The sequence below is a fragment of the Sphingomonas rustica genome, assembly GCF_039652585.1.
Taxonomy (GTDB): Bacteria; Pseudomonadota; Alphaproteobacteria; order Sphingomonadales; family Sphingomonadaceae; genus Sphingomonas; species Sphingomonas rustica.
The window spans coordinates 1-19,969 of the sequence record NZ_JBDIZK010000008.1; the positions used below are offsets into that span (position 1 = coordinate 1).

General features: G+C 67.8%; 21 protein-coding genes. 8 read left to right on the forward strand and 13 right to left on the reverse strand.

Going from position 1 to position 19,969, the window contains the following annotated elements; all coding sequences use genetic code 11:
• Positions 1–148: 148 nt before the first annotated feature.
• Positions 149–961, reverse strand: a complete 813-nt coding sequence (locus TPR58_RS13675) for a class I SAM-dependent methyltransferase (protein ID WP_428835718.1) — start codon at positions 959–961, stop codon at positions 149–151.
• 80 nt (positions 962–1,041) lie between these two features.
• On the opposite strand from TPR58_RS13675, the gene TPR58_RS13680 reads away from it, so the two are divergent.
• Complete coding sequence (locus TPR58_RS13680; protein WP_346247246.1) at positions 1,042–1,203, forward strand: hypothetical protein; 162 nt, start codon at positions 1,042–1,044, stop codon at positions 1,201–1,203.
• A gap of 10 nt (positions 1,204–1,213) precedes the next feature.
• Here TPR58_RS13680 and TPR58_RS13685 read toward each other — a convergent pair whose 3' ends face one another.
• Positions 1,214–2,755, reverse strand: a complete 1,542-nt coding sequence (locus TPR58_RS13685) for a TadA family conjugal transfer-associated ATPase (RefSeq protein WP_346247247.1) — start codon at positions 2,753–2,755, stop codon at positions 1,214–1,216.
• 66 nt (positions 2,756–2,821) lie between these two features.
• Positions 2,822–4,306, reverse strand: a complete 1,485-nt coding sequence (locus tag TPR58_RS13690) for a hypothetical protein (protein ID WP_346247248.1) — start codon at positions 4,304–4,306, stop codon at positions 2,822–2,824.
• Between the two features lie 197 nt (positions 4,307–4,503).
• On the opposite strand from TPR58_RS13690, the gene TPR58_RS13695 reads away from it, so the two are divergent.
• Positions 4,504–4,983: a DUF6265 family protein gene (locus TPR58_RS13695; protein ID WP_346247249.1), complete on the forward strand. Its 480-nt coding sequence runs from the start codon at positions 4,504–4,506 to the stop codon at positions 4,981–4,983.
• Positions 4,984–5,075: 92 nt separating this feature from the next.
• Here the strand turns inward: TPR58_RS13695 and TPR58_RS13700 are convergent, their stop codons facing one another.
• The 5 genes from TPR58_RS13700 to TPR58_RS13720 form a co-directional block, all read right to left on the reverse strand.
• Positions 5,076–5,327, reverse strand: coding sequence for an ATP synthase F1 subunit epsilon (locus TPR58_RS13700; RefSeq protein WP_346247250.1), 252 nt, complete (start codon positions 5,325–5,327; stop codon positions 5,076–5,078).
• A 176-nt stretch (positions 5,328–5,503) separates the two neighbouring features.
• A complete protein-coding gene (atpD, locus tag TPR58_RS13705) occupies positions 5,504–7,030 on the reverse strand; it encodes a F0F1 ATP synthase subunit beta (RefSeq protein ID WP_346247251.1) in 1,527 nt (508 codons plus the stop codon).
• Between the two features lie 25 nt (positions 7,031–7,055).
• A complete protein-coding gene (locus TPR58_RS13710; protein WP_346247252.1) occupies positions 7,056–7,940 on the reverse strand; it encodes a F0F1 ATP synthase subunit gamma in 885 nt (294 codons plus the stop codon).
• An 87-nt stretch (positions 7,941–8,027) separates the two neighbouring features.
• Complete coding sequence (gene atpA / locus TPR58_RS13715) at positions 8,028–9,557, reverse strand: F0F1 ATP synthase subunit alpha (RefSeq protein ID WP_346247253.1); 1,530 nt, start codon at positions 9,555–9,557, stop codon at positions 8,028–8,030.
• A gap of 2 nt (positions 9,558–9,559) precedes the next feature.
• The gene (locus tag TPR58_RS13720) at positions 9,560–10,114 is read right to left on the reverse strand and encodes a F0F1 ATP synthase subunit delta (protein WP_346247254.1); all 555 of its coding nucleotides are present in this window, start codon (positions 10,112–10,114) and stop codon (positions 9,560–9,562) included.
• Between the two features lie 301 nt (positions 10,115–10,415).
• On the opposite strand from TPR58_RS13720, the gene TPR58_RS13725 reads away from it, so the two are divergent.
• Positions 10,416–11,096: a dienelactone hydrolase family protein gene (locus TPR58_RS13725; protein ID WP_346247255.1), complete on the forward strand. Its 681-nt coding sequence runs from the start codon at positions 10,416–10,418 to the stop codon at positions 11,094–11,096.
• A 30-nt stretch (positions 11,097–11,126) separates the two neighbouring features.
• Here TPR58_RS13725 and TPR58_RS13730 read toward each other — a convergent pair whose 3' ends face one another.
• Positions 11,127–11,411 (reverse strand): hypothetical protein, encoded by a 285-nt coding sequence (locus TPR58_RS13730; RefSeq protein WP_346247256.1) that lies wholly within the window; start codon positions 11,409–11,411, stop codon positions 11,127–11,129.
• A gap of 184 nt (positions 11,412–11,595) precedes the next feature.
• Between TPR58_RS13730 and TPR58_RS13735 the strand changes: the two genes are divergently transcribed.
• Genes TPR58_RS13735 through TPR58_RS13755 form a run of 5 tightly spaced genes read left to right on the forward strand, consistent with a single transcriptional unit; the run spans position 11,596 to position 14,609 of the window.
• Positions 11,596–11,988, forward strand: a complete 393-nt coding sequence (locus TPR58_RS13735; protein ID WP_346247257.1) for a hypothetical protein — start codon at positions 11,596–11,598, stop codon at positions 11,986–11,988.
• Between the two features lie 49 nt (positions 11,989–12,037).
• Positions 12,038–12,514: a DUF5991 domain-containing protein gene (locus tag TPR58_RS13740; RefSeq protein ID WP_346247258.1), complete on the forward strand. Its 477-nt coding sequence runs from the start codon at positions 12,038–12,040 to the stop codon at positions 12,512–12,514.
• 38 nt (positions 12,515–12,552) lie between these two features.
• A complete protein-coding gene (locus tag TPR58_RS13745; RefSeq protein WP_346247259.1) occupies positions 12,553–13,173 on the forward strand; it encodes a TetR/AcrR family transcriptional regulator in 621 nt (206 codons plus the stop codon).
• Between the two features lie 43 nt (positions 13,174–13,216).
• Positions 13,217–13,861: a hypothetical protein gene (locus tag TPR58_RS13750; RefSeq protein ID WP_346247260.1), complete on the forward strand. Its 645-nt coding sequence runs from the start codon at positions 13,217–13,219 to the stop codon at positions 13,859–13,861.
• 28 nt (positions 13,862–13,889) lie between these two features.
• On the forward strand, positions 13,890–14,609 hold the full coding sequence (locus tag TPR58_RS13755; protein ID WP_346247262.1) for an OB-fold protein: 720 nt from the start codon (positions 13,890–13,892) through the stop codon (positions 14,607–14,609).
• Between the two features lie 4 nt (positions 14,610–14,613).
• Here the strand turns inward: TPR58_RS13755 and TPR58_RS13760 are convergent, their stop codons facing one another.
• From TPR58_RS13760 to TPR58_RS13775, 4 genes are all read right to left on the reverse strand, one after another.
• Positions 14,614–14,901, reverse strand: coding sequence for an Hpt domain-containing protein (locus TPR58_RS13760; RefSeq protein ID WP_346247263.1), 288 nt, complete (start codon positions 14,899–14,901; stop codon positions 14,614–14,616).
• Positions 14,898–15,266, reverse strand: a complete 369-nt coding sequence (locus tag TPR58_RS13765) for a response regulator (RefSeq protein WP_346247264.1) — start codon at positions 15,264–15,266, stop codon at positions 14,898–14,900. The genes TPR58_RS13760 and TPR58_RS13765 overlap by 4 nt, the downstream gene beginning before the upstream one ends.
• On the reverse strand, positions 15,263–17,413 hold the full coding sequence (locus tag TPR58_RS13770) for an ATP-binding protein (protein ID WP_346247265.1): 2,151 nt from the start codon (positions 17,411–17,413) through the stop codon (positions 15,263–15,265). The genes TPR58_RS13765 and TPR58_RS13770 overlap by 4 nt, the downstream gene beginning before the upstream one ends.
• 65 nt (positions 17,414–17,478) lie before the next feature.
• Positions 17,479–19,962, reverse strand: a complete 2,484-nt coding sequence (locus TPR58_RS13775; RefSeq protein WP_346247266.1) for a fimbria/pilus outer membrane usher protein — start codon at positions 19,960–19,962, stop codon at positions 17,479–17,481.
• Positions 19,963–19,969: the final 7 nt, after the last annotated feature.

Consider the following 19,969-nt stretch of genomic DNA (forward strand, 5'->3'; position numbering starts at 1 on the left):
GCTCCCCCACCCGACCACCCAACGGCAGTATTCTATGGGCGGTCGGGTGGGGGAGCGGGCCGGTGCCGCAATGCGCCGATAGGCGCATTCTCAAACGGTCTCTTAGCGCCGCCGCGGGGACGGTCCCCGCGGCGGCGCCCGGGCTGGTTCAGGGCTTGCGGAACTTCAGCGTCATGCGGTCGCTCTCGCCGATCGCGGCGTATTTCTCGCGGTCGACATCCTTCAGCGCATAGGTCGGCGGCAGCGTCCAGACGCCATTGGCCCAGTCGGCCGTGTCCTTCGGATTGGCGTTCACCTCGGACGCGCCGACGAACTGGAACCCGGCACCTTCGGCCAGCCGGCGGATGGTCGACACCTTGATATAGCCGCTGTTGCGCTCGCGCTCGGCGCTGGCACCCTCGGGCAGGCGGTGGTCGACGACGCCCAGCGTGCCGCCCTTCTTCAGCATCGCGAAGATCTGGGCGAAGGCCTCGGCCGAATAATCGGCCTTGTCGGGACGCTGATAGCCCATCCGCCAGTTGTGGACGTTGCGGAAGGTCATCACGACATCGGCGCTGCCGTCCGGAACCTTGGGCTGGCCTTCGCTCCACGGGAAGGCCGCCAGCTTGACCGCGCCATAGGTTGCGGCGTCCTTTTCCTGCATCGCCACGACGCGCTTGCTGCCGTCCGGCCAGGGCGCGGCGGCATAATAGGTCCCCTTGCCCTTGGTCAGCGGCGCGAGGATCTCGGTGTACCAGCCGCCGCCGGGCCAGATCTCGACGACCGTGTCGGTCGGCTTGACCCCGAAGAACGCCAGGGTCTCGGCCGGATGGCGATATTGGTCGCGGGCCAGGTTGGCAGGCGTGCGCGTGGGCGCGGCAATCGCAGCCTTGATCGCGTCGCTCGCTTGGGGAAGGTTCGTTGCCGCGATCAGGGCAAAGGCAGTCGCGGCGATTGCCGTGACGAACAGGGGCTGGCGCACGATCTCTCCATGCTTATCTGTGAAGCCGGAAGTGTGAGCAGCGAGCGGGCGGGATGCAACCGAATTTATGGATCTTTGCCGTGGGGACGGCGGCGATGGTGCTGGTCAGCGGCTTCGCCGACCGCCGGCGCAACCGCCGCAGGAACCTGGACGATGCCGGTTTCATGCCCTGGCCGCTGATCCAGATCCTGGCGCTGCTGGCCACGGTGATCCTGCTGGCGCTGGCCGCGAAGGGATTTTGAGGCTCTCCTCCTACAGGCACGCCTCGAGCAGCGCCTGGTCGAACCCATATTGCTTGGCCTTGTCCAGCGTATAGGGCCGCAGGCCCATCGAGCGATATTCGCCGATGATCTTGCCGTCGGCGCTCTCGTCCAGATATTCGAACTTGAACAGTTCCTGGGTGACGATCACCGGGCCTTCCATGCCGATCACCTCGGTGACGTTGGTCACGCGGCGCGAGCCGTCGCGCAGGCGCTTCACCTGGATGATGAGGTCGACCGAGTCGGCGATCTGGCGGCTGATCGCTTCCTTCGGCACCTTGATGTCGGACATCATCACCATGTTCTCCATGCGCGCCAGCGCCTCGCGCGGGCTGTTGGAGTGGAGGGTGCACATCGATCCGTCATGGCCGGTGTTCATCGCGGCAAGCATGTCGAAACACTCGCTGCCGCGGATTTCGCCCAGGATGATGCGGTCCGGCCGCATGCGCAGCGCGTTCTTCACCAGGTCGCGGATCGAGATCTCGCCCTGACCCTCCAGATTGGGCGGGCGTGTTTCCAGCGGGAGCCAGTGCGGCTGCTGCAATCGAAGCTCGGCCGCGTCCTCGATCGTCAGCACGCGCTCGCCCGGGTCGATCATCTTCGACAGCGCGTTGAGCATCGTCGTCTTGCCCGAACCGGTGCCGCCAGAGATCACGATGTTGAACCGGCTGGCGCCCGCCACCTTCAGCGCGGTGGCCATCTTCTGGCTCATCGATCCGCCCTGCGCCATCATGTCGAGGGTGATCGGCTTGGCCGAGAATTTGCGGATCGAGATGGCGGTGCCGCGCAGCGACAGCGGCGGCACGATCACGTTGACGCGGCTGCCGTCCTTCAGGCGGGCGTCGGCCAGCGGCGTGGTCTGATCGACGCGGCGGCCCACCGAGTTGCAGATGCGCTGGGCGATCTGGAACAGATGCTCCTCGTCGCGAAACTGGATATTGGCGAGTTCGAGCCTGCCCTTGCGCTCGATGAAGGTCTGCTCGGGCCCGTTGACCATGATGTCGCTGATGGCGCTGTCGGCCAGCAGCTCCTCGAGCGGTCCCAGGCCCAGCAGCTCGTCGACCAGCACCTTTTCCAGCGCGAACTGCTCGCGCCGGTTGAGGGTCAGCTTGAGCTCGGCGAGCACCTCGCCGATGATCGGGCGGAATTCCTCGGCAAGCTCGTCCTTGCTCAGCGTCGCCGCCGCTTCGGGATCGACCCGTTCGAGCAGGCGCGGAAGAACCTGTTCCTTGATCCGGTGGACCGAAGCCTCGAACCCCTCGACCCGCGAATTCCCTGCCTCGCCCGAAGCCGCCTGGCGGTCGGCGAGGCGCTGCATCGCCTCCCCGGTTGCCTGTGCCTGGGTCGATGGCTGCGCGTCGGGTTCGGCCGGCACGGCGGCGGGCAGCGGCAGGGGCGGAAACTGGTCGCCGCCCATCGGTTGCGGCTCGATCGGGCGGGTCACGCCGCCGCCCTGCATCGGCTTGGCGACGCCAAAGGCCGGCCGGCCCGTCGCGCTGCCATTCAAACCACCGCGTCGACCAAAAGCGCTCATGAGAAGATCATCATCCTCGGGAAAATCGTCAGACTGACGGGGTAGGGGGCAAGGTTTTAGATTTGCCTAACCACGCGGTGCAGGCCCCGGCTCGACCGGCGTCGCGGGCAGGTCGCGGCGGCGCCAGACCAGGATCGTCTCGGCCGGACCATAGTCGCGATTGGGCAGGGCGGCGGCGCGGACATAGTCGCGCGCCAGCACCTGCGCGATCAGCCGGTCGTTGGCGGCGAAGCGGTCGTTCCACTGCGAGTTGGCGATGGTGAGGATGGCGGCGGGGCGACTGTCAAGCGCGGCGCGCAGGGCGCCGACCGGGTCGACGCCCAGCGTCGGCGCCTCCACCGCGGAGCGCAGATGGGCGCTGAACGACCAGGGGGTCACGGTGCATCCCCCGGCAAGCAGATAATAGGCGACCGGCCCCTCATAGACGAACATGCACTGGTCGCGAACCTGGGGCGGGATCGCGGCGACGACGCGGGCGGCGGCGGCGCGATCGCTGCGCGCGATCGCCGGGTTGATCATCACCGCGTGCCACAGCGGCCAGGCAAGCGCGCCGGCAAACAGCGCGGGGCCCAGGCGCGGCAGCGCGAAGCCGCTGGCAGCGAGCACGGCGCAGGAAAGCGCCAGCGGCAGGGCGTAATGCGGCCAGAAGCCGCCGATCACGAAGAACTGGATCGCGGTGACCCAACCCCAGCCGATCAGGAACAGGATCTCACCGGACCAGCGTGCGAAGCGCTGCGTTCCCGCCCAGAGGCCGAGCAGTGCAAGCGCGAGCAAGGGCGCCGCCAGAACGAGGCTCTCGATCAGCCGCCGGTGTGCGCCTGGATCGACCGGTGCGCCCTTGGCGATCACCGAGAGGATATTCGCCTGCCACCAGCCGTCGAAATGTCCGAGCGCCAGGTAGAGCGCCATCACCGCCAGCGTGGGCGCGGCGCCGGCAAGTGCCAGGCGAAGTGTGAAGGCCAGGAGGGCGGGCGGCCGCGCGCCGGTGCGCCAGGCGGCGGCCAGCAGCCAGCAACCGAGAAACGCGCCCTCGAACAGCGCGATCGTCTTCACCTGGAGCGCCAGCCCCGCCAGCAGCATCGCTGCGATGCCGAGCCGCCGGCCCCGCGGCGACAATGGCGCGTCCGTGGCGCGCAATACCAGCAGCGCGGCAAGCGCGACGAACAGGTTATAGAAGACCGGCGTCTGGCTGGTCTCGCCCCAGAGTTCGTTGATCGCGCCGAGATAGAGGATACCGGCCATCGTGGCGGGCGCCCAGCCGGTCCTGCGCCGCGCGATCAGCGTCGCGACCAGCGCGGTGGCGGCGGCGAACATGGTTGCCACGACCTGCGCCGCGATCACCCCGTCTCCCGGCAGCAGCCGGATGCCGGCGAAGATCAGGAACAGGCCGAAGGGCTTGCGGTCCCACAGATCGACATAGGGGAGCAGGCCCTGCCACATGCGGTCGCCCACCAGCAGATAATATTGCTCGTCCAGCCCGTTGATCGGGTTGCCGAACTGCGCCGCGCGCAGCGCGAAGGCGGCGGCCATCAAGGTGATACCCGCCAGCATGAGTGGCGCAGGTGCGATGCGGGAGCGCGGGCGAGGGACGGGGAGCGCGAGCGTGGCCATGATCCACCCTGTGCCCGAACAGGGTTAACAGGGGCGTAAGGCTGGGCCGCTTCGGCGCGATGCCGACGGTTGTGATTGACGTTAGCTGTTCGAGGACGAAGATCGTCCGTGGTTGCGTGATTGCATTGGGGGACGACATGATCGGACGAGGAATCGGATATGGGATCGCGCTGGCGGCCGGCGCGATCATGCTGGGCGGCGCAGCGCCGGGGCAGGAATATGAGCAGGAGGGGACTGCGCTTCCCGGCTGGATGGCAGGCGACTGGTGCACCGCCGGCCCCGCGGACAACCGGACCTGCGAACATTGGAGCAGGCCGGCCGGAGGCATGATGCTCGGCGCGTCGCACGAGCTGCGGCAGGGGAGTACCCGAAGCTTCGAATATATGCGGATCGTGATGGAGAACGGGGTGCCGGTCTTCTCCGCGCAGTTGAACGGTCGGCCGCCGACCGCCTTCAAGGGCGCGGCCGATGGTGCCGGGATCCGCTTCGTCAATGAGGGCCATGATTATCCGCAGCAGGTTCGCTACTGGCGGGAGGGCGATGAGCTGGTCGCCGAGATCGCACTGAAGGACGGCACCAAGCCCAATCGGTGGCGCTTCGTTCGCCAGCCCCGCTGAATCGACCGATCCGGGATACGACAACGCCGCCGGGGTGAGCCGGCGGCGTCGATATCGGCGGGGTGCCGAGTGCGGGCCGGGCCCGCGGGTCTTCAGGCGGCGGTTTCTGCCAGGACGGTCAGGCCCTTGGCATTCACCTCGGCAAAGCCGCCCTCGATCCGGATCGTCTCCGGCGCGGCGCCCTGGGTGCGATAGATCGACAATTCGCCGTCGCGGATCGTCGACATCAGCGGCGCATGGCCTTCGAGCACGCCGAAATCGCCTTCGGTGCCGGGAACGACGACCATGTACACGTCCTCGGAGCGGACGAGACGTTCGGGGGTGACGAGTTCGAAGTGCAGCATGGGTCTTGTCCTAAACCCCTCTCCCCTTGTGGGAGAGGGAGGGGCCCACCGCCTTGGCGGTGGGAGGGTGAGGGGGACTTTCGCGGTTGCGCGCCGTCCCCCTCATCCAACTCCGGCTAGGCAGCACGCTGCCAAGCCTTCGTATCCTTCTCCCACAAGGGGAGAAGGAGCATTGCTTACGCCTCTTCGGCCAGCTTCTTCGCCTTGGCGACGGCTTCGTCGATGCCGCCGACCATGTAGAAGGCCGATTCCGGCAGATGGTCGTACTCGCCGTCGACGACGGCCTTGAACGACTTCACCGTGTCCTCGATCGCGACGAACTTGCCCGCGATGCCGGTGAAGACCTCGGCGACGTGGAACGGCTGCGACAGGAAGCGCTGGATCTTGCGGGCGCGGGTGACGGTGATCTTATCCTCTTCGGAAAGCTCGTCCATGCCCAGGATCGCGATGATGTCCTGCAGCGCCTTGTACTTCTGCAGCGTCTCCTGGACGCGGCGGGCGGTGTCGTAATGCTCCTGGCCGACGATCGCCGGGGTCAGCACGCGCGACGTGGAGTCGAGCGGATCGACCGCCGGGTAGATGCCCAGCTCCGAGATGGCGCGGTTGAGAACGGTCGTCGCATCGAGGTGGGCGAACGACGTTGCCGGCGCCGGATCGGTAAGATCGTCCGCGGGAACGTACACGGCCTGCACCGAGGTGATCGAGCCCTTGTTCGTCGAGGTGATGCGCTCCTGCAGCGCGCCCATGTCGGTCGACAGGGTCGGCTGATAACCCACCGCCGACGGAATGCGGCCCAGCAGTGCCGACACTTCCGCGCCCGCCTGGGTGAAGCGGAAGATGTTGTCGACGAAGAACAGCACGTCCTGGCCTTCGACGTCGCGGAAATATTCGGCGATCGTCAGGCCCGACAGCGCGACGCGCGCACGTGCGCCCGGCGGCTCGTTCATCTGGCCGAACACCAGCGCGACCTTCGAACCCTCGCTGGTCGGATTGCCGTCGGCATCCTTGGCGATCACGTTCGCGTCGAGGAACTCGTGATAGAGATCGTTGCCCTCGCGGGTACGCTCGCCCACGCCGGCGAACACCGAGGTGCCGCCATGGCCCTTGGCGATGTTGTTGATCAGCTCCTGGATGAGCACGGTCTTGCCCACACCGGCGCCGCCGAACAGGCCGATCTTGCCGCCCTTTGCGTAAGGCGCGAGCAGATCGATGACCTTGATGCCGGTGACCAGGATCGCGCTCTCGGTTGACTGGTCGACAAAGGCAGGCGCGGCTGCGTGGATCGGCGCGCTGCTCTCGGCACCGATCGGGCCGCGCTCGTCGATCGGCTCACCGATGACGTTCATGATGCGGCCGAGCGTCTTCGGGCCGACGGGCACGCGGATCTGCGAGCCGGTGTCGGTCACGGTCTGGCCGCGGGTCAGGCCCTCGGTCGCGTCCATCGCGATCGTGCGGACCGTGCTCTCGCCCAGGTGCTGCGCGACTTCGAGCACCAGCTTGTTGCCGTTGTTGTCGGTCTCGAGCGCCGAAAGGATCGCCGGCAGTTCACCGTCGAAGCTGACGTCGACGACGGCGCCGATCACCTGGCTGATGCGGCCGACATTGTTGGTCGTCGCGGGCAGGGTGCCGGTTGCGTCGGCGGTCGGCTTGACGGCGCGCGGCTTGCGCGCGGGCTTCTCGGCGGTCGGGGCTTCGGATGCCATGTTCTCTTCCTTGCTTCGAACGGACTTAGAGCGCTTCGGCGCCCGAAATGATTTCCACCAGTTCCGTCGTGATCGCGGCCTGGCGGGTGCGGTTGTACTGGATGGTCAGCTTGTTGATCAGGTCGCCCGCGTTGCGCGTCGCGTTGTCCATCGCCGTCATCTTCGATCCCTGCTCGGACGCGGCGTTCTCGCGCATCGCCCGGTACAGCTGGATCGCGACATTGGTCGGCAGCAGGTTGGCGAGGATGCCTTCCTCGTCCGGCTCATATTCGACCGCAGCGTCGGCGCCGCCGGCGATCGTGCCTTCCACCGCGGGAATGGCCACGGGGATGATCTGCTGCGCGGTCGGCTCCTGGGTCAGCACCGACTTGAAGTTCGAATAGAACAACGTCGCGATGTCGAACTCGCCGGCATTATAGCGGGCGATCAGGTCGTCGGCATAGCCGCGCGCGTCGAGGAAGGTCAGCTTGCCCAGGTCGCCCGGCTCGATGCCGTGCACCAGCAGCTCGCGGAACTGGCGGTTCAGCACGTTCCGGCCCTTGCGGCCGATCGTGTAGATCTTGACCGTCTTGCCCTGCGCCAGCAGCTCCTGCGCATGGCGGCGGGCCAGGCGGGCGATGTTGGTGTTGAACGCGCCGGCCAGACCCTTGTCGCTGGTCGCGACCACCAGGAGGTGAACCTGGTCCTTGCCGGTGCCTGCCAGCAGCTTCGGCGACGATTCGCTGACCGTCACCTTCGATGCAAGCGACGCGACCACCGCTTCGAGACGCTGGGCATAGGGACGCCCGGCCTCGGCCGCTTCCTGCGCGCGGCGCAGCTTCGCGGCGGCGACCATCTTCATCGCCTTGGTGATCTTCTGCGTCGACTTCACCGAGCCGATGCGGATCTTGAGGGCCTTAAGGCTCGCCATTCTTTTCCTGTCCCCGCCGTGCCGGCCCCGCCGGCACCTCCTGATCGGAAGAGGCCCCGGCCGAAGCCGGGGCGACGTCAAAGTTGATTATGCGAAGGTCTTGGCGAACGATTCCAGCGCGCCCTTGAGCTGCGCGCGGGTGTCGTCCGAAAGGTCCTTGCTGTCGCGGATCGCGGTCAGCACGCCGGCATGGTTGGCGCGCAGATCGGCGAGCATCGCCTGCTCGTAGCGCACCACGTCCGAAGCCGCGATCGCGTCGAGGAAGCCCTGGGTGCCCGCGAAGATCGAGGCAACCTGCTCCTCGAACGGCATCGGCGAGAACTGGGCCTGCTTCAGCAGCTCGGTCAGGCGCGCGCCGCGGTTCAGCAGCTTCTGAGTCGATGCGTCCAGGTCCGAGCCGAACTGCGCGAACGCAGCCATTTCGCGATACTGGGCCAGCTCGAGCTTGATCGAGCCCGCGACCTTCTTCATCGCCTTGGTCTGCGCGGCGGAGCCGACGCGCGACACCGACAGGCCGACGTTGATGGCCGGACGGATACCCGCGAAGAACAGGTCGGTCTCGAGGAAGATCTGGCCGTCGGTGATCGAGATCACGTTGGTCGGGATGTACGCCGAAACGTCGCCCGCCTGGGTCTCGATGATCGGCAGCGCGGTCAGCGAGCCGTTGCCGTTGGCGTCGTTCATCTTCGCCGCGCGCTCGAGCAGGCGCGAGTGGAGATAGAACACGTCGCCCGGATAGGCTTCGCGGCCCGGCGGACGGCGCAGCAGCAGCGACATCTGGCGATAGGCGACCGCCTGCTTCGACAGATCGTCATAGACGATCACGGCGTGCATGCCGTTGTCGCGGAAATACTCGCCCATCGCGCAGCCGGTATAGGGTGCGAGGAACTGCAACGGAGCCGGCTCCGATGCGGTCGCGGCGACCACGATCGAATATTCCATCGCGCCATTCTCTTCGAGCGTGCGCACCAGCTGGGCGACGGTCGAGCGCTTCTGGCCGACGGCGACGTAGATGCAGTAGAGCTTCTTGCTCTCGTCGTCGCCCTTGTTGACGTCCTTCTGGTTGATGAAGGTGTCGATGGCGACGGCGGACTTGCCGGTCTGGCGATCGCCGATGATCAGCTCGCGCTGGCCACGGCCGACGGGCACCAGCGCGTCGAGCGCCTTGAGGCCGGTCTGCATCGGCTCGTGCACCGACTTGCGCGGGATGATGCCCGGCGCCTTCACTTCGACGCGCGAGCGCTGGTCGGACACGATCGGGCCCTTGCCGTCGATCGGGTTGCCCAGGCCGTCGACCACGCGGCCGAGCAGGCCCTTGCCGACCGGAACGTCCACGATGGTGCCGGTACGCTTGACGGTGTCGCCTTCGCGGATTTCGGAGTCGGAACCGAAGATCACGACGCCGACATTGTCGGCCTCGAGGTTCAGCGCCATGCCCTGCACGCCATTCGCGAACTCGACCATTTCGCCCGCCTGGACGTTGTCGAGGCCGTGGATGCGCGCGATGCCGTCACCGACGCTGAGCACCTGGCCGGTTTCCGAGACCTGTGCCTCGGTTCCGAAATTGGCGATCTGGTCCTTGATGACCTTCGAGATTTCTGCGGCGCGGATATCCATTTTCAGCCTTTCATCGCGTGCGCGAGGGAATTGAGACGGGTCTTGATCGAGGAATCGATCATCTGGCTGCCGATCTTCACGACCAGGCCGCCCAGGAGCGAGGGGTCGACCGACAGGTCGACGGCGACGTCACGGCCGATGCGCGTGCGAAGCTGCTGCTTCAGCGCGTCGACCTGGTCTGCGGTCAGCGGATGCGCCGAGACCACCTCTGCCGTGGTCTCGCCGCGATAGTTTGCGGCCAGGCTGCGGAAGGCGCGGATGATCTGCGGCAGCTGGTTCAGCCGGCGGTTCGACGCCAGCACGCCCAGGAAGCTGGTGGTGACGGTGTCGAGCTTCATCACCGACGAGGTCGCGGCGATCGCGCGCGCGGCGTCGTTACGGCTGATCAGCGGGCTGGTCGTCAGCGCCTTGAAATCCGCCGATTCGTTCAGAGCGGCGCGAACGGTGGCGAGGCTCTGCTCGACCGCCGGAAGCGCTTTCGACTCGCGAGCGAGTTCGAACAGAGCGGTGGCGTAGCGTCCGCTTAGGCTGGCCTGGATACCGCCGGAATTCTCCACGCGTGTCGATTCCTCATAGGGAGCAGGAATTGGCCCCATCGGAAGGGGCTGCACCCCGGTTGATTGGGGGCGCCCTTCTAGGGTCGCGGCGCGGTTAGCATCGCAAGTGTTGGGATGCAACCCGAGTCGGGGAGCGAGCGGACGGCACCCGTGCGGGCTGTCGATCCGGGGTATCGCGACGATGGCGGCGCAGCAACCGGCTGAAGCGCCTCGTTCGGAGAACCGATCATCGTCGCACGTCTGGTCGAGTATTGATGGCCGGCCTAGGATCGCCGAGGTCCACTAGTTTCGGAGTCGCGCGATGACCGGCAGTTTTCAACCGATGATCATGGCCGACGGCGCCGAGATCCAGGTCTATCATGTCGAGCCCGAGGGCCGGCGGCGCGGCGGGCTGGTGGTGATCCAGGAGATTTTCGGCGTGAACGCGCATATCCGCTCGGTGTGCGAGGGCTATGCCGCGGATGGCTATGAGGTGCTGTCGCCGGCGCTGTTCGATCGCGAGGCACCGGGATTCGAGGTCGGCTACGACAAGGAGGGCCGGGCGCAGGGCGTCCGGCTGGCGCGCGAGGAGCATCCCTTCGGCCAGTCGCAGGACGATGTGCAGCGCTGCGTCGACGCGCTGGCGGGCAAAGGGCCGGTATTCGTCGTCGGCTATTGCTATGGCGGGTCGCTGGCCTGGTTCGCCGCCACGCGAATGCGGGGCGTCGCCGCGGCATCGAGTTATTATGGGAGCCTGGTGCCGGGATCGAACGAGCGGCCCGAATGCCAGACGGTCTGTCATTTCGGGCGGCACGATCACGGCATTCCGCTGGACGGGGTCGAGGCGCTGATCGCGCAGGACCTGCCGATGACCGAGATCTTCCTCTATGATGCCGGCCACGGCTTCAACTGCGACCAGCGCGACGACTATGACGCGCCGAGCGCCGCCCTGGCGCGCGAACGGACGCTTGCCCTGTTCCGGGCGAACGAGGGCGACGACTGAGGAGACCGGCCGTGCCGTGCCCGGCGCGCCTCAGCGCGTCGCGGGCCTGACCGGCTCGGGGCTGCCGCCCGTCTCGACATGGATCGTGGCCACGCAGTGCGCCTCCGCCCAGGCGAGGCCGGCTGCTTCGGCGTCCTCATAGCTGGCATAGGGTTCGCTGCCGACCAGCGCGACCGATTCGAGTTCGTCACCGTCGCCGCACGCCATCAGCGCGGATGCGACCAGAGAGTAGCCGCCGTCGGGCAGGGCGTTGATCTTGATGCAGTCGGTGTCCTCCGACGCCAGCTCGCCGGGCGGCAACTTGATGATTTCCATGCGCATTCTCCTCCAAGACCCGAACGGACGACCGATCGATTGGATGCCTGCCCGTGGCGAAATCGCTCGACCTGCCGCAGAGACGGCACAATTGATCGATGATCAATTGATTATAATTGAACGTCGATCAATTGATCGTTCGTGACCGGCGGGCATTGCGCCTGTCTGTCATGGAGGGTCAGACATGAAGCGCATTCCCGTCATCGCCGCGATGATCGCGGCCGCCGCACTCGTCGCAAGCCCGCCGGCTGCGGCATCGCCCCAGGTCACGCTGACCGGGCGCACGCTGGCGACACCGAAGCTGGCCGGCGACCTGATGCGAACCATCGCCGGCTATTCGAGGCGCAGCGCCGGCTGCGCGACGATCTCGTCGGCGCATATGCAGGTGATGTCGCGCAGCTATGCGCCGCGCCAGCCGACCAGGCCCGCGACTACGCTGGGCGGGCATTTCGAGATCTGGACGATCAATGCCTGCGCCGCGGCGCAGCGCTTCCAGGTCGCGATGTGGCCGTCGCCGCGCGGCGGCGCCGAATTCGCGATCACCCCGCTCGGCGGGCGCGTTCCGCTGCGCCGCTGATCGGGCCCCGAGCCCGAACCCCACGCGTCATTGGAAAAGGAGACGCACCGTGAAGAAGCCAACCGGAAACGCCCTGATGATCGGGGCGGCGATCCTTGCCGCGGCCGCGATTCCCGCCGTCGCGACTCCCGCAGCCGCCCAGGCGGGCGGCTGGAACGGGCGCTATGTCTGGGAAGAGGATGTCGGCCGCCACGGCGGCACGACCCCGAGCGACAGCATCACCGCCTTCATCACCTATACGCTGACGATCGGGCCCCGCGCCGGGCCGACCCGGTGCATGTTGAACGGCCAGGGGTTCCAGACCAACCGGCGCATCCAGTGCACCGCGGTGCCGAACGGAGCGACGCTGACGGTGAAGTTTCGCCGCTTCGGTGCCGAGAATTTCCCGGGCGACAGCTGGGCACCGGGCCAGACGCTGTTCACCCTGAGCCGGGGCAAGCGGGGAATCGCCACCTCGCTCCAGGCACTGACCCCGTCGAACCGGACGACCCCGCGCAGCGGCACGCTGTTCCGCCGCGTCCGATGAGTATCCCCCTGATCCAGACCGCGAGCAGCTGACGAGACATGGGAAGACGATCCGATCACAGCCGCGCGGAACTGCGCGACCTCATCCTCGAGGCGGGGGAGACGCTGATGGCCGAAGCCGGGCTGTCAGGCTTCTCCGCCCGGGAAGTGGCCAAGCGCGTCGGCTACACGATCGGGACGATTCACAATGTCTTCGGCAATGTCGACGGGCTGGTCACCGCGATCAACACGCGGACCTTCGACCTGTGGGCAGATGCGCTCGAGGCGCGGCTGGCCGAGGCCGACACCGACCGGATCGCCGCGCTGGTCGAGGCCTATTTCGCCTTCGCCCGGGCCAACCCGTTTCGCTGGTCGGCGATCTACGAACATGTCGGGGTGGCGGAGGCGACGCCGGCCGAACAGTCGGAGGTTCGCGGGCGGCTGACCCGGATCGTGGTCCGGGAGGTGGCACATGCGCTCGGCCGCCCGGCCGACGACGCGATCGGCACGCTTGCCCGGTCGCTGGTGGCGACGGTCCACGGGCATTGCGCCTTCCAGGTCAGCGGATCCTGGGCGGCGATGGGCCAGCGCGACATCGAAGGCGTCGCGCTGGCGCGGGTCCGGGAAAGCCTGGCCGCGGTGCGATCCGGCGCCGGCGGGGCGGGCCCACCGCGCGAGTGAACCGCACGCGCGACATGCGCGTTGCGCCTCAAGGGAGATATCGATGGGCTTCATCTCGATCCTCGGCACGTTCATGGCGATGCAGTTCGAGCCGCATGCGGACGGATATGCCTATCGCGTCAACGGCAAGGGGGCGGCGCTGCCCGTCACGACGGCCGAGCGCGACCGCTATGTCCGGCGCGCGGGATGGAGCTTCCTGTTCCACACCGCCGCCTTCATGCTGTGCGTGGTGGCGGCGGCGATGGTGACCGCGGCCTGGTTCCCCGAAGGCGACGAGGCCGGGGGGTTCGTGCTGATGGGCGGCCTGCTGATCCTGATCGTGTTCGCGCTCTATCGCTCGCTGCGCTGGGGAATGCGGGCGCCGGCGCGCGATTTCGCCGACCGCACGCCGGTCTCACCCGCGCGACCGCAGCCGCGCCGCGCGCCGCAACGCCCCGCCGGCGGAGCCGCGCCGCGTCCACCCGCCAGGCCCGCAGGGTGCCTGTTCCTGATCGGCTTCGCGCTGGTCGAACTGATCGCGGGCATCGGCGCGGCGGTGCTGGCATACAATGCGCTGATCGGCCGGAACCAGGGCACCGCCCTGCTGGCCGGATTGATCGCCGGCTTGGGCGTCGTGCTCCTCATCGAATGGTGGAGCGGTCGCCGCGTGCTCACCCGGCTGTTCGATATCCTGTCCGAAATTCCCTGACGCACCGCTTTCGACAAGGAGGCATGACATGGTCAAATGCACTCGATGTGGCGCCGCGCTCCCGGCCGATGCACGCTTCTGTCCGGTCTGCGGGCAGGCGATCGCCGATGCCGACGACCCGTTCGCCCGGATCGACGCGCCGGCCGGCCCGCCGTCACCGCCGCCAGGCGCGCAGCGCGCCCGGTCGGGCTCGCGCTGGGGCGGGTGGATCCTGCCGGCGATGATCGTCGTGGCGCTGGCGGTCATCGGGGTGCAACTCTGGAGTCAGCGCGACGCAGCCAAGCCGATTGCCGAACGACAGGCGGCGGCGGAGAAGCGCGATGATGGCGGTGCGGTGCCGAAGCAAAGCGCCGACCAGACCGCCTCGACCGCCGTTGCTGCGGAAGCCGGTGAACCCGCCGCCGAGGCCGGAGCGGCCGATGAAGACCCGCAACCGGAGACCGCATCGAGCGGCGAGACGACCGCCGCCACGCTGGACGCCGCCTTCGCGAGCGATCCGCAGGGGGCGAAAGCGCGCTATCCCGGCGCGGTGACCGTCACCGGCACCGTCGCCTCGCTGACGCCGGGTGCCGCGCCCTCGCTGTCGCTGGAGGGGCGGACGCGGTTCAACTTCGTCATCGCGACGCTGGCGACGGCCGCCCGCGACGACATCTCAGCGCTGTCGAAGGGGGCGTCGGTCACGTTATCGTGCGGCCGCGTCGCCACGCTTGCGGGCACGACGATGCTGCGCGACTGCACGCCGCGATGAGGGTTTAGTCGGGGCGGGGGAGTCCGCGCAGATCGGCGATCAGCGCGCGCGCCAGCGCATGGAGGTGATCGGTCGGCTGCGCCCCGTCGATCGCGCGTTCCAGCTGTCGCGCAGAGTCGGTGAGGTCGTCGAACCCGAACATGCCGGCGCGCCCGGCGATGCCATGGCCAAGATCCCGTACCGATTTCCACGCCCCTTCGTCGAGACTGCGCTCGATCGCGTCGGCATCGAGTCCCGCCTGCTCGATGAAGCGGAGACGGATGGCGCCCAGACGTTCCTCGAAGCTGGTCATTCGATGAATTCGCGCACGCGGATCGACAGGCTCATCGGATCGAACGGCTTGGCCAGCACGCCGCGCGCGCCCAGGTCGTGGAAGGCGCGGACTTCATAGGCCTGGGTCCGGGCGGTGATGAAGACCACCGGGATCGTCGCGGTCGCCGGGTCCTCGCGAAGGTGCGTGAAGACCGTCGGCCCGTCCATGCCGGGCATCATCACATCGAGCAGGATCAGGTCCGGACGCCATTCCCCGGCCTGTTCCAGCGCCTCCGCACCCGATGCGCAGGTGCGGACTTCCAGCTCGGGATCGAGTTCCAGCGACATCGCGGCCACTTCGCGGATGTCGGCCTCGTCGTCGACGTAGAGGATGCGGATCGTCATTGCCTGCCTTCCTGCCGGGCGGTCACCTGCGCCAGCAATTCGTCGAGAAGCTGATCGAGTCCGGTGCGCGACTTGACGATCACCAGATCGACGCCATCGATCGCCGAGCCATCGACCTGCTGCGCGGTGAAGACGGCGATCGGGATCGACCGATCCTGAGCGCGTAGCAGCGGCACCAGTTCCAGCCCGCTGCCATCGGCCAGGCCGATGTCGAGAATGGCGGCGTCGAAGCGATGGTTGCGCATCGCCGCGCGTGCCTCGACCACGCTGGGCGTCGAGTAGATCTCGGCCCGGCCGTCAAATGCGCCGGAGACGACGCGCAGCATGTCGGGATCGTCGTCCAGGTGAAGAATGGCGGGCTGGCCGGTCCGGTCGCGGCTGGGCTCTTCCTGCGTCACAGGCGCAGCTTCGCGCCGTGCTGCGGGCAGGTCGACATGGAAGGTGGTCCCGCGCCCGACTTCGCTTTCGAACCGGACATTGCCGCCCAGGCGGGCGACGATCTCGCGAACGATGCTGAGCCCCAGGCCGGTACCGCCCTTCTGGCGCGTGTCCGAATTGTCGGCCTGGGCGAACTTGGTGAAGATGCGTTCGCGAAACGCCTCCGGAATGCCCTCGCCGTCGTCGGAAACGCTGATCCGGAACCGGTGGTTGAGTTCGGTCACCTTCACCCGGACGGTGCCGCCCCGCGGAGAGAATTTCGCCGCGTTCGACAACAGGTTGGTGATGACCTGGTTCAGCCGGTCCTCGTCCGCCAGCACTTCGCTGCATTCGGGCGGGGGATCGAGCGCGACCTGGACGCCATATTCGCTGGCAAAGCCGGCATTGTCGCGCACCGCACGGCGAAGGATATGGTCGAGCGACACCGGCTTGATGTCGAACACCATCCGTCCGGCCTCGATCTTCTCGATGTCGAGGATGTCGTTGATCAGGCGGACCAGCCGCGCCGAATTGCTCTGGGCGATCTGGATCAGCCGCAGCGCCTTGGCCGGAATCGGACCCGCCGCGCCGCCGGTGATCAGGCCCAGCGAGCCGGCGATCGAGGTCAGCGGGGTGCGCAGTTCGTGGCTGACGGTCGCCACGAAATCGCTCTTGATCTGCTCGACTTCGCGCCGTTCGCTCAGGTCGCGGCAGACCGCCAGGAACAGGGATGCCTTGGCCAGCGGCACCACGCTGATCGCGACCTCGACCGGAAACACCGTCTGGTCGCGCCGGCGGCCGACCACCTCCTGCACTTCGCCGGGAAGGCCGTCGCGATTGGCGTCGAGGCGCGAGAGGAAGCTTTCGACCTCGCCGCGATCCGGCGCCACGTCGAGCAGCAGGCCGATGTCCCGCCGCAACAGCGCGCCGGGTTCATAGCCGAACATCCTGGATGCCGCCGGATTGAGGCTTTCGATGCTGCCGCTGCCGTTCAGCACGATCAGCCCGTCCATGCCGCTGGCGAAGATCGCGCGCTGGCGTGCGGCCAGGTCGTCGGACTGGCGGCGGAAACGCTCGCGCGCGAAATGGCTTCGCGCCGTCAGCATGGCGGCAAGGGTCAGCAGGATCACCAGCATCGCCAGCAGCCCGTAGGTCCGGTCGCGCACCTTGATGCGGGTCCGTTCGAACACCGTGGTCACCTGTTCCAGCCCGATGCGTTCGGACTGCTCGACCCGGTTGATCAGCAGGCGGAGCCGATCCATCAGCACCTTGCCCTGCACGACGAGGCGCTGCTCCCCGGCGCGGTCGCCCTTGCGGCCCAGCGCGATCGAGCGGGCGACCGAGTCCCGCTTCTCGTGCGAGATCCGCAGCATCTCGGCCAGGTCGTCGCGATAGCGGTCACCGGTCGGAAGATGCTGTTGCAGCGACTCGAATGCCGGGTCGATGCGGTTCAGCGCGTTGGCATAGGGCGTCAGGAACCGCTCGTCGCCGGTGATCAGGAACCCGCGCTGGCTGGTCTCGAGATCCTGGTGAAGCAACAGGATGGTCCGCAGGTCGGCCCGGGATTCATAGGAGCGGATGATTTCGTGGCGAAGGACGGCGGTTTCGCCGAACCCGCTGATGACGACCAGCGTCAGGATCAGCATGATCAGCGGCACGAAAACCGCAGCCGCGACCACCACCCAGCGGGTAAAGCGGAAACGGGGAGGCTGGGCGTTCGTTTGCGTCACTGCGACTGTCTTCCTGATCTGCGCGCCCTATCGCATCGACGGGCGGCGAAACCAACCTGAGTGGACTATTTTTCCGCCGCGGCGCGCGGGCGGAGATCGCCGATGGCGACGGTTGCCTGCGCGTCCTTGGCGATCACCAGGTCGAAACTGGTCTTGTCGAGGTCGACCAGCGTGATCCGCCAGCGGCCCGGGGCGAGCCCGGTGACGCCGAAGCGACCGGCCGAATTGGTGAACAGGGGCACCGGCTCGCGCTCGGGGTGCGCCTCTTCGGTCGCGGTGCCCGCCACCAGCGCGATCGGATCGCCCGTCGGGCCGAGCAGTCGCCCGACCACGCTGACCATATAGTCCGAGCCGACCGTCAGCCGGTATCCGCCGCGATAGGGCGGCAACAGGCGGAACGATCCCTCACCCAGATTGGCGCCCAGCGGCGCGTCGGGCGCGGTGACCAGGACGTTGCGTTCGCTGTAGCTGCTCAGGCTGGGCTGAAGCGCGGTACCCAGCGCGCCGGTATTCGCGGCGGACGTGGTCCCCACGGCATCGACCAGGATGTCCGCGCCCTTCAGCGAGGGGTGCGGACGGACGATCGCGAAGGCGTCGTTGATCGGCCGGCCAACGGTGAAGCTGCCATCGGCCATCGCCAGCGCGGTGCCGAAGCGCAGCGATGTCCGCTGGCCGGTCGAGCGGCCGAGATCGCGGTCGAACGTTCCGAAATGGCTGAAGCCCAGCTCGGCGCGGTTGGCGTAATAGACGCCGCTGGCATTGGCGCCCGCGCCGATGTCGCTGCGCTCGATATCGGCACTGAAATTATACGCGCCGGTGCCGGTGCCATGATAGGTCTGGTAGGTCAGGCGGCCGCGATTGTTGCGGCTGTCGAAATCGGACCGCAGGCTCGACGAGCGATCGAGGCGATAGGTCAGCGACAGGAACGCGGTGAAGCGCCCGCCACGGCCGTCGCGCTCATAGGTCAGGTCGCTGGTGAAGCTGAGCTGGGGCAGCGGCCGCCAGCCGCCCGTCGCCCGGATGCTGCGCACATCGGGTTCGCCGTCGCGCCCCTTCGAATAGCGCGCGTCGATACCGGCATAGATCGTCTCGGTCAGCGCGCTGTTGTAGCTGGCGCCGACGATGATGCCATAGGGATTGAACGGCTGGCCGGCGCCGATCGGCGAGAAGTTGCGGGTCCGCGTCTCGAGCGAGAAGGACAGCGCATCGGCGCGATCGGCCGAACGGGTGATCGTGCGCTGAAAGGTCAGGATCGACGCCCAGCCCGAGCCGACGCCGTTGACGTGCGAGGCGGAGGCGAAGCCGCCGAACGATCCGACCGGCGTGGCGACGACGGTCTCGACCCCGCCCATCCAGCCGTTGCCGTCGGCCTGGGCATTGGCGCCCAGCGTCAGCCGGTCGCTGACGCCGCGGCGATAGAAGCCGCTGAACGCCAGGTCGTCGGTATAGATCGGCCCCCGGGCGCCCAGCGGCGCGCGGCTGCCGAGATAGAGGCCGAATTCGCTGAGGCCCGAGGCCAGCTGCGACTGGTCGAGAAAGATGTTGAAGTCGAACGACTGGACCCGCCCGGCGTCGTCGGTGATCGTCAGCCGGACGTCGTTCGCCCCCTGGGTGAAGGGAAAGTCGCGCAGGTCGAACGTGCCGGGATCGAGTTCGAGCCGGCGGACGAGCTGGTCGTTGACGCGCACCTCGATCGTCGATCGGCGATCGAGCTGGAAGCTGCGCGTGCCGCGCGGGCGGATGATCGTCTGCGGATCGAGCAGCGAGTAGAAGCGCGACACCGACAGGCCGGCAATCTCCGGTGCCGACTGGAAACCGCGGGCAAGCGTCTGGAGGTCGCCGGCGGTCCAGCGCACCAGATTGCCGCGATCGTCGTAGATCAGTCGCGTCCCGCGGCGCTGGAAATCGACGCCGGCCGCGCCCGCCTGCCAGTTGGCCTCGCCCTCCAGCACGACGCCGCCGGCGCGGATTGCGCCGTCGAGGAAGGTGACCGGGGCGGCGACGCCGTTGTCCGGGCCCTGCTGGACCCAGTCGACCGAACCGCGGATGTTGAGATAGGCGCTGAGCCCGGCCGGGGCGGTATAGGTGACGGGGCCGCGCGAGAGCGTGTCGCTGAGCACCAGCGAGCGGCTTGCCCGGCTGGTCGCGGCGACATCCAGCGTCACCTGCAGCGCCTGCGGGTCGTAGCGGATCGTGACGCCGACGCCCTGCAGGTCGGCGCGCTCCAGCTTGCCCTGCGCGGTCAGGCGGGTGCGCAGCGTCGTGATCAGCGTCGCCGAGATGCGCGGCTCGAGCAGCGCGAGCAGCCGCGCGGCGGCGAAGCTGGCGCGCCCGTCGGTGTCGAGCGTCACGGTCGCGTCGCCGAGATAGGTCTGGCCATCCATCACCGGCGCGGTCAGCACGATCGCCCGGCCGGTGGGATTGATCCCCGACGCGTTCGCATCGGGATCGATCACCACCCGCGCCTGGGTCGGGTCGGTCGTCTGCGCGGCCGCCGGCACCGACGCCAGGCACGAGCCGAGCATCAGCGCCGAGGTGGCGACGGTCAATTTCAGC

Coding starts and splice junctions, on each gene's coding strand:
- TPR58_RS13685 (WP_346247247.1), bottom strand. CDS start 2,755: ATGAGCGCTTTTGGTCGACGCGGTGGTTTGAATGGCAGCGCGACGGGC.
- TPR58_RS13690 (WP_346247248.1), bottom strand. CDS start 4,306: ATGCTGGCGGGTATCACCTTGATGGCCGCCGCCTTCGCGCTGCGCGCG.
- TPR58_RS13695 (WP_346247249.1), top strand. CDS start 4,504: ATGATCGGACGAGGAATCGGATATGGGATCGCGCTGGCGGCCGGCGCG.
- TPR58_RS13700 (WP_346247250.1), bottom strand. CDS start 5,327: ATGCTGCACTTCGAACTCGTCACCCCCGAACGTCTCGTCCGCTCCGAG.
- atpD (WP_346247251.1), bottom strand. CDS start 7,030: ATGGCATCCGAAGCCCCGACCGCCGAGAAGCCCGCGCGCAAGCCGCGC.
- TPR58_RS13710 (WP_346247252.1), bottom strand. CDS start 7,940: ATGGCGAGCCTTAAGGCCCTCAAGATCCGCATCGGCTCGGTGAAGTCG.
- atpA (WP_346247253.1), bottom strand. CDS start 9,557: ATGGATATCCGCGCCGCAGAAATCTCGAAGGTCATCAAGGACCAGATC.
- TPR58_RS13725 (WP_346247255.1), top strand. CDS start 10,416: ATGACCGGCAGTTTTCAACCGATGATCATGGCCGACGGCGCCGAGATC.
- TPR58_RS13730 (WP_346247256.1), bottom strand. CDS start 11,411: ATGGAAATCATCAAGTTGCCGCCCGGCGAGCTGGCGTCGGAGGACACC.
- TPR58_RS13735 (WP_346247257.1), top strand. CDS start 11,596: ATGAAGCGCATTCCCGTCATCGCCGCGATGATCGCGGCCGCCGCACTC.
- TPR58_RS13745 (WP_346247259.1), top strand. CDS start 12,553: ATGGGAAGACGATCCGATCACAGCCGCGCGGAACTGCGCGACCTCATC.
- TPR58_RS13750 (WP_346247260.1), top strand. CDS start 13,217: ATGGGCTTCATCTCGATCCTCGGCACGTTCATGGCGATGCAGTTCGAG.
- TPR58_RS13755 (WP_346247262.1), top strand. CDS start 13,890: ATGGTCAAATGCACTCGATGTGGCGCCGCGCTCCCGGCCGATGCACGC.
- TPR58_RS13760 (WP_346247263.1), bottom strand. CDS start 14,901: ATGACCAGCTTCGAGGAACGTCTGGGCGCCATCCGTCTCCGCTTCATC.
- TPR58_RS13765 (WP_346247264.1), bottom strand. CDS start 15,266: ATGACGATCCGCATCCTCTACGTCGACGACGAGGCCGACATCCGCGAA.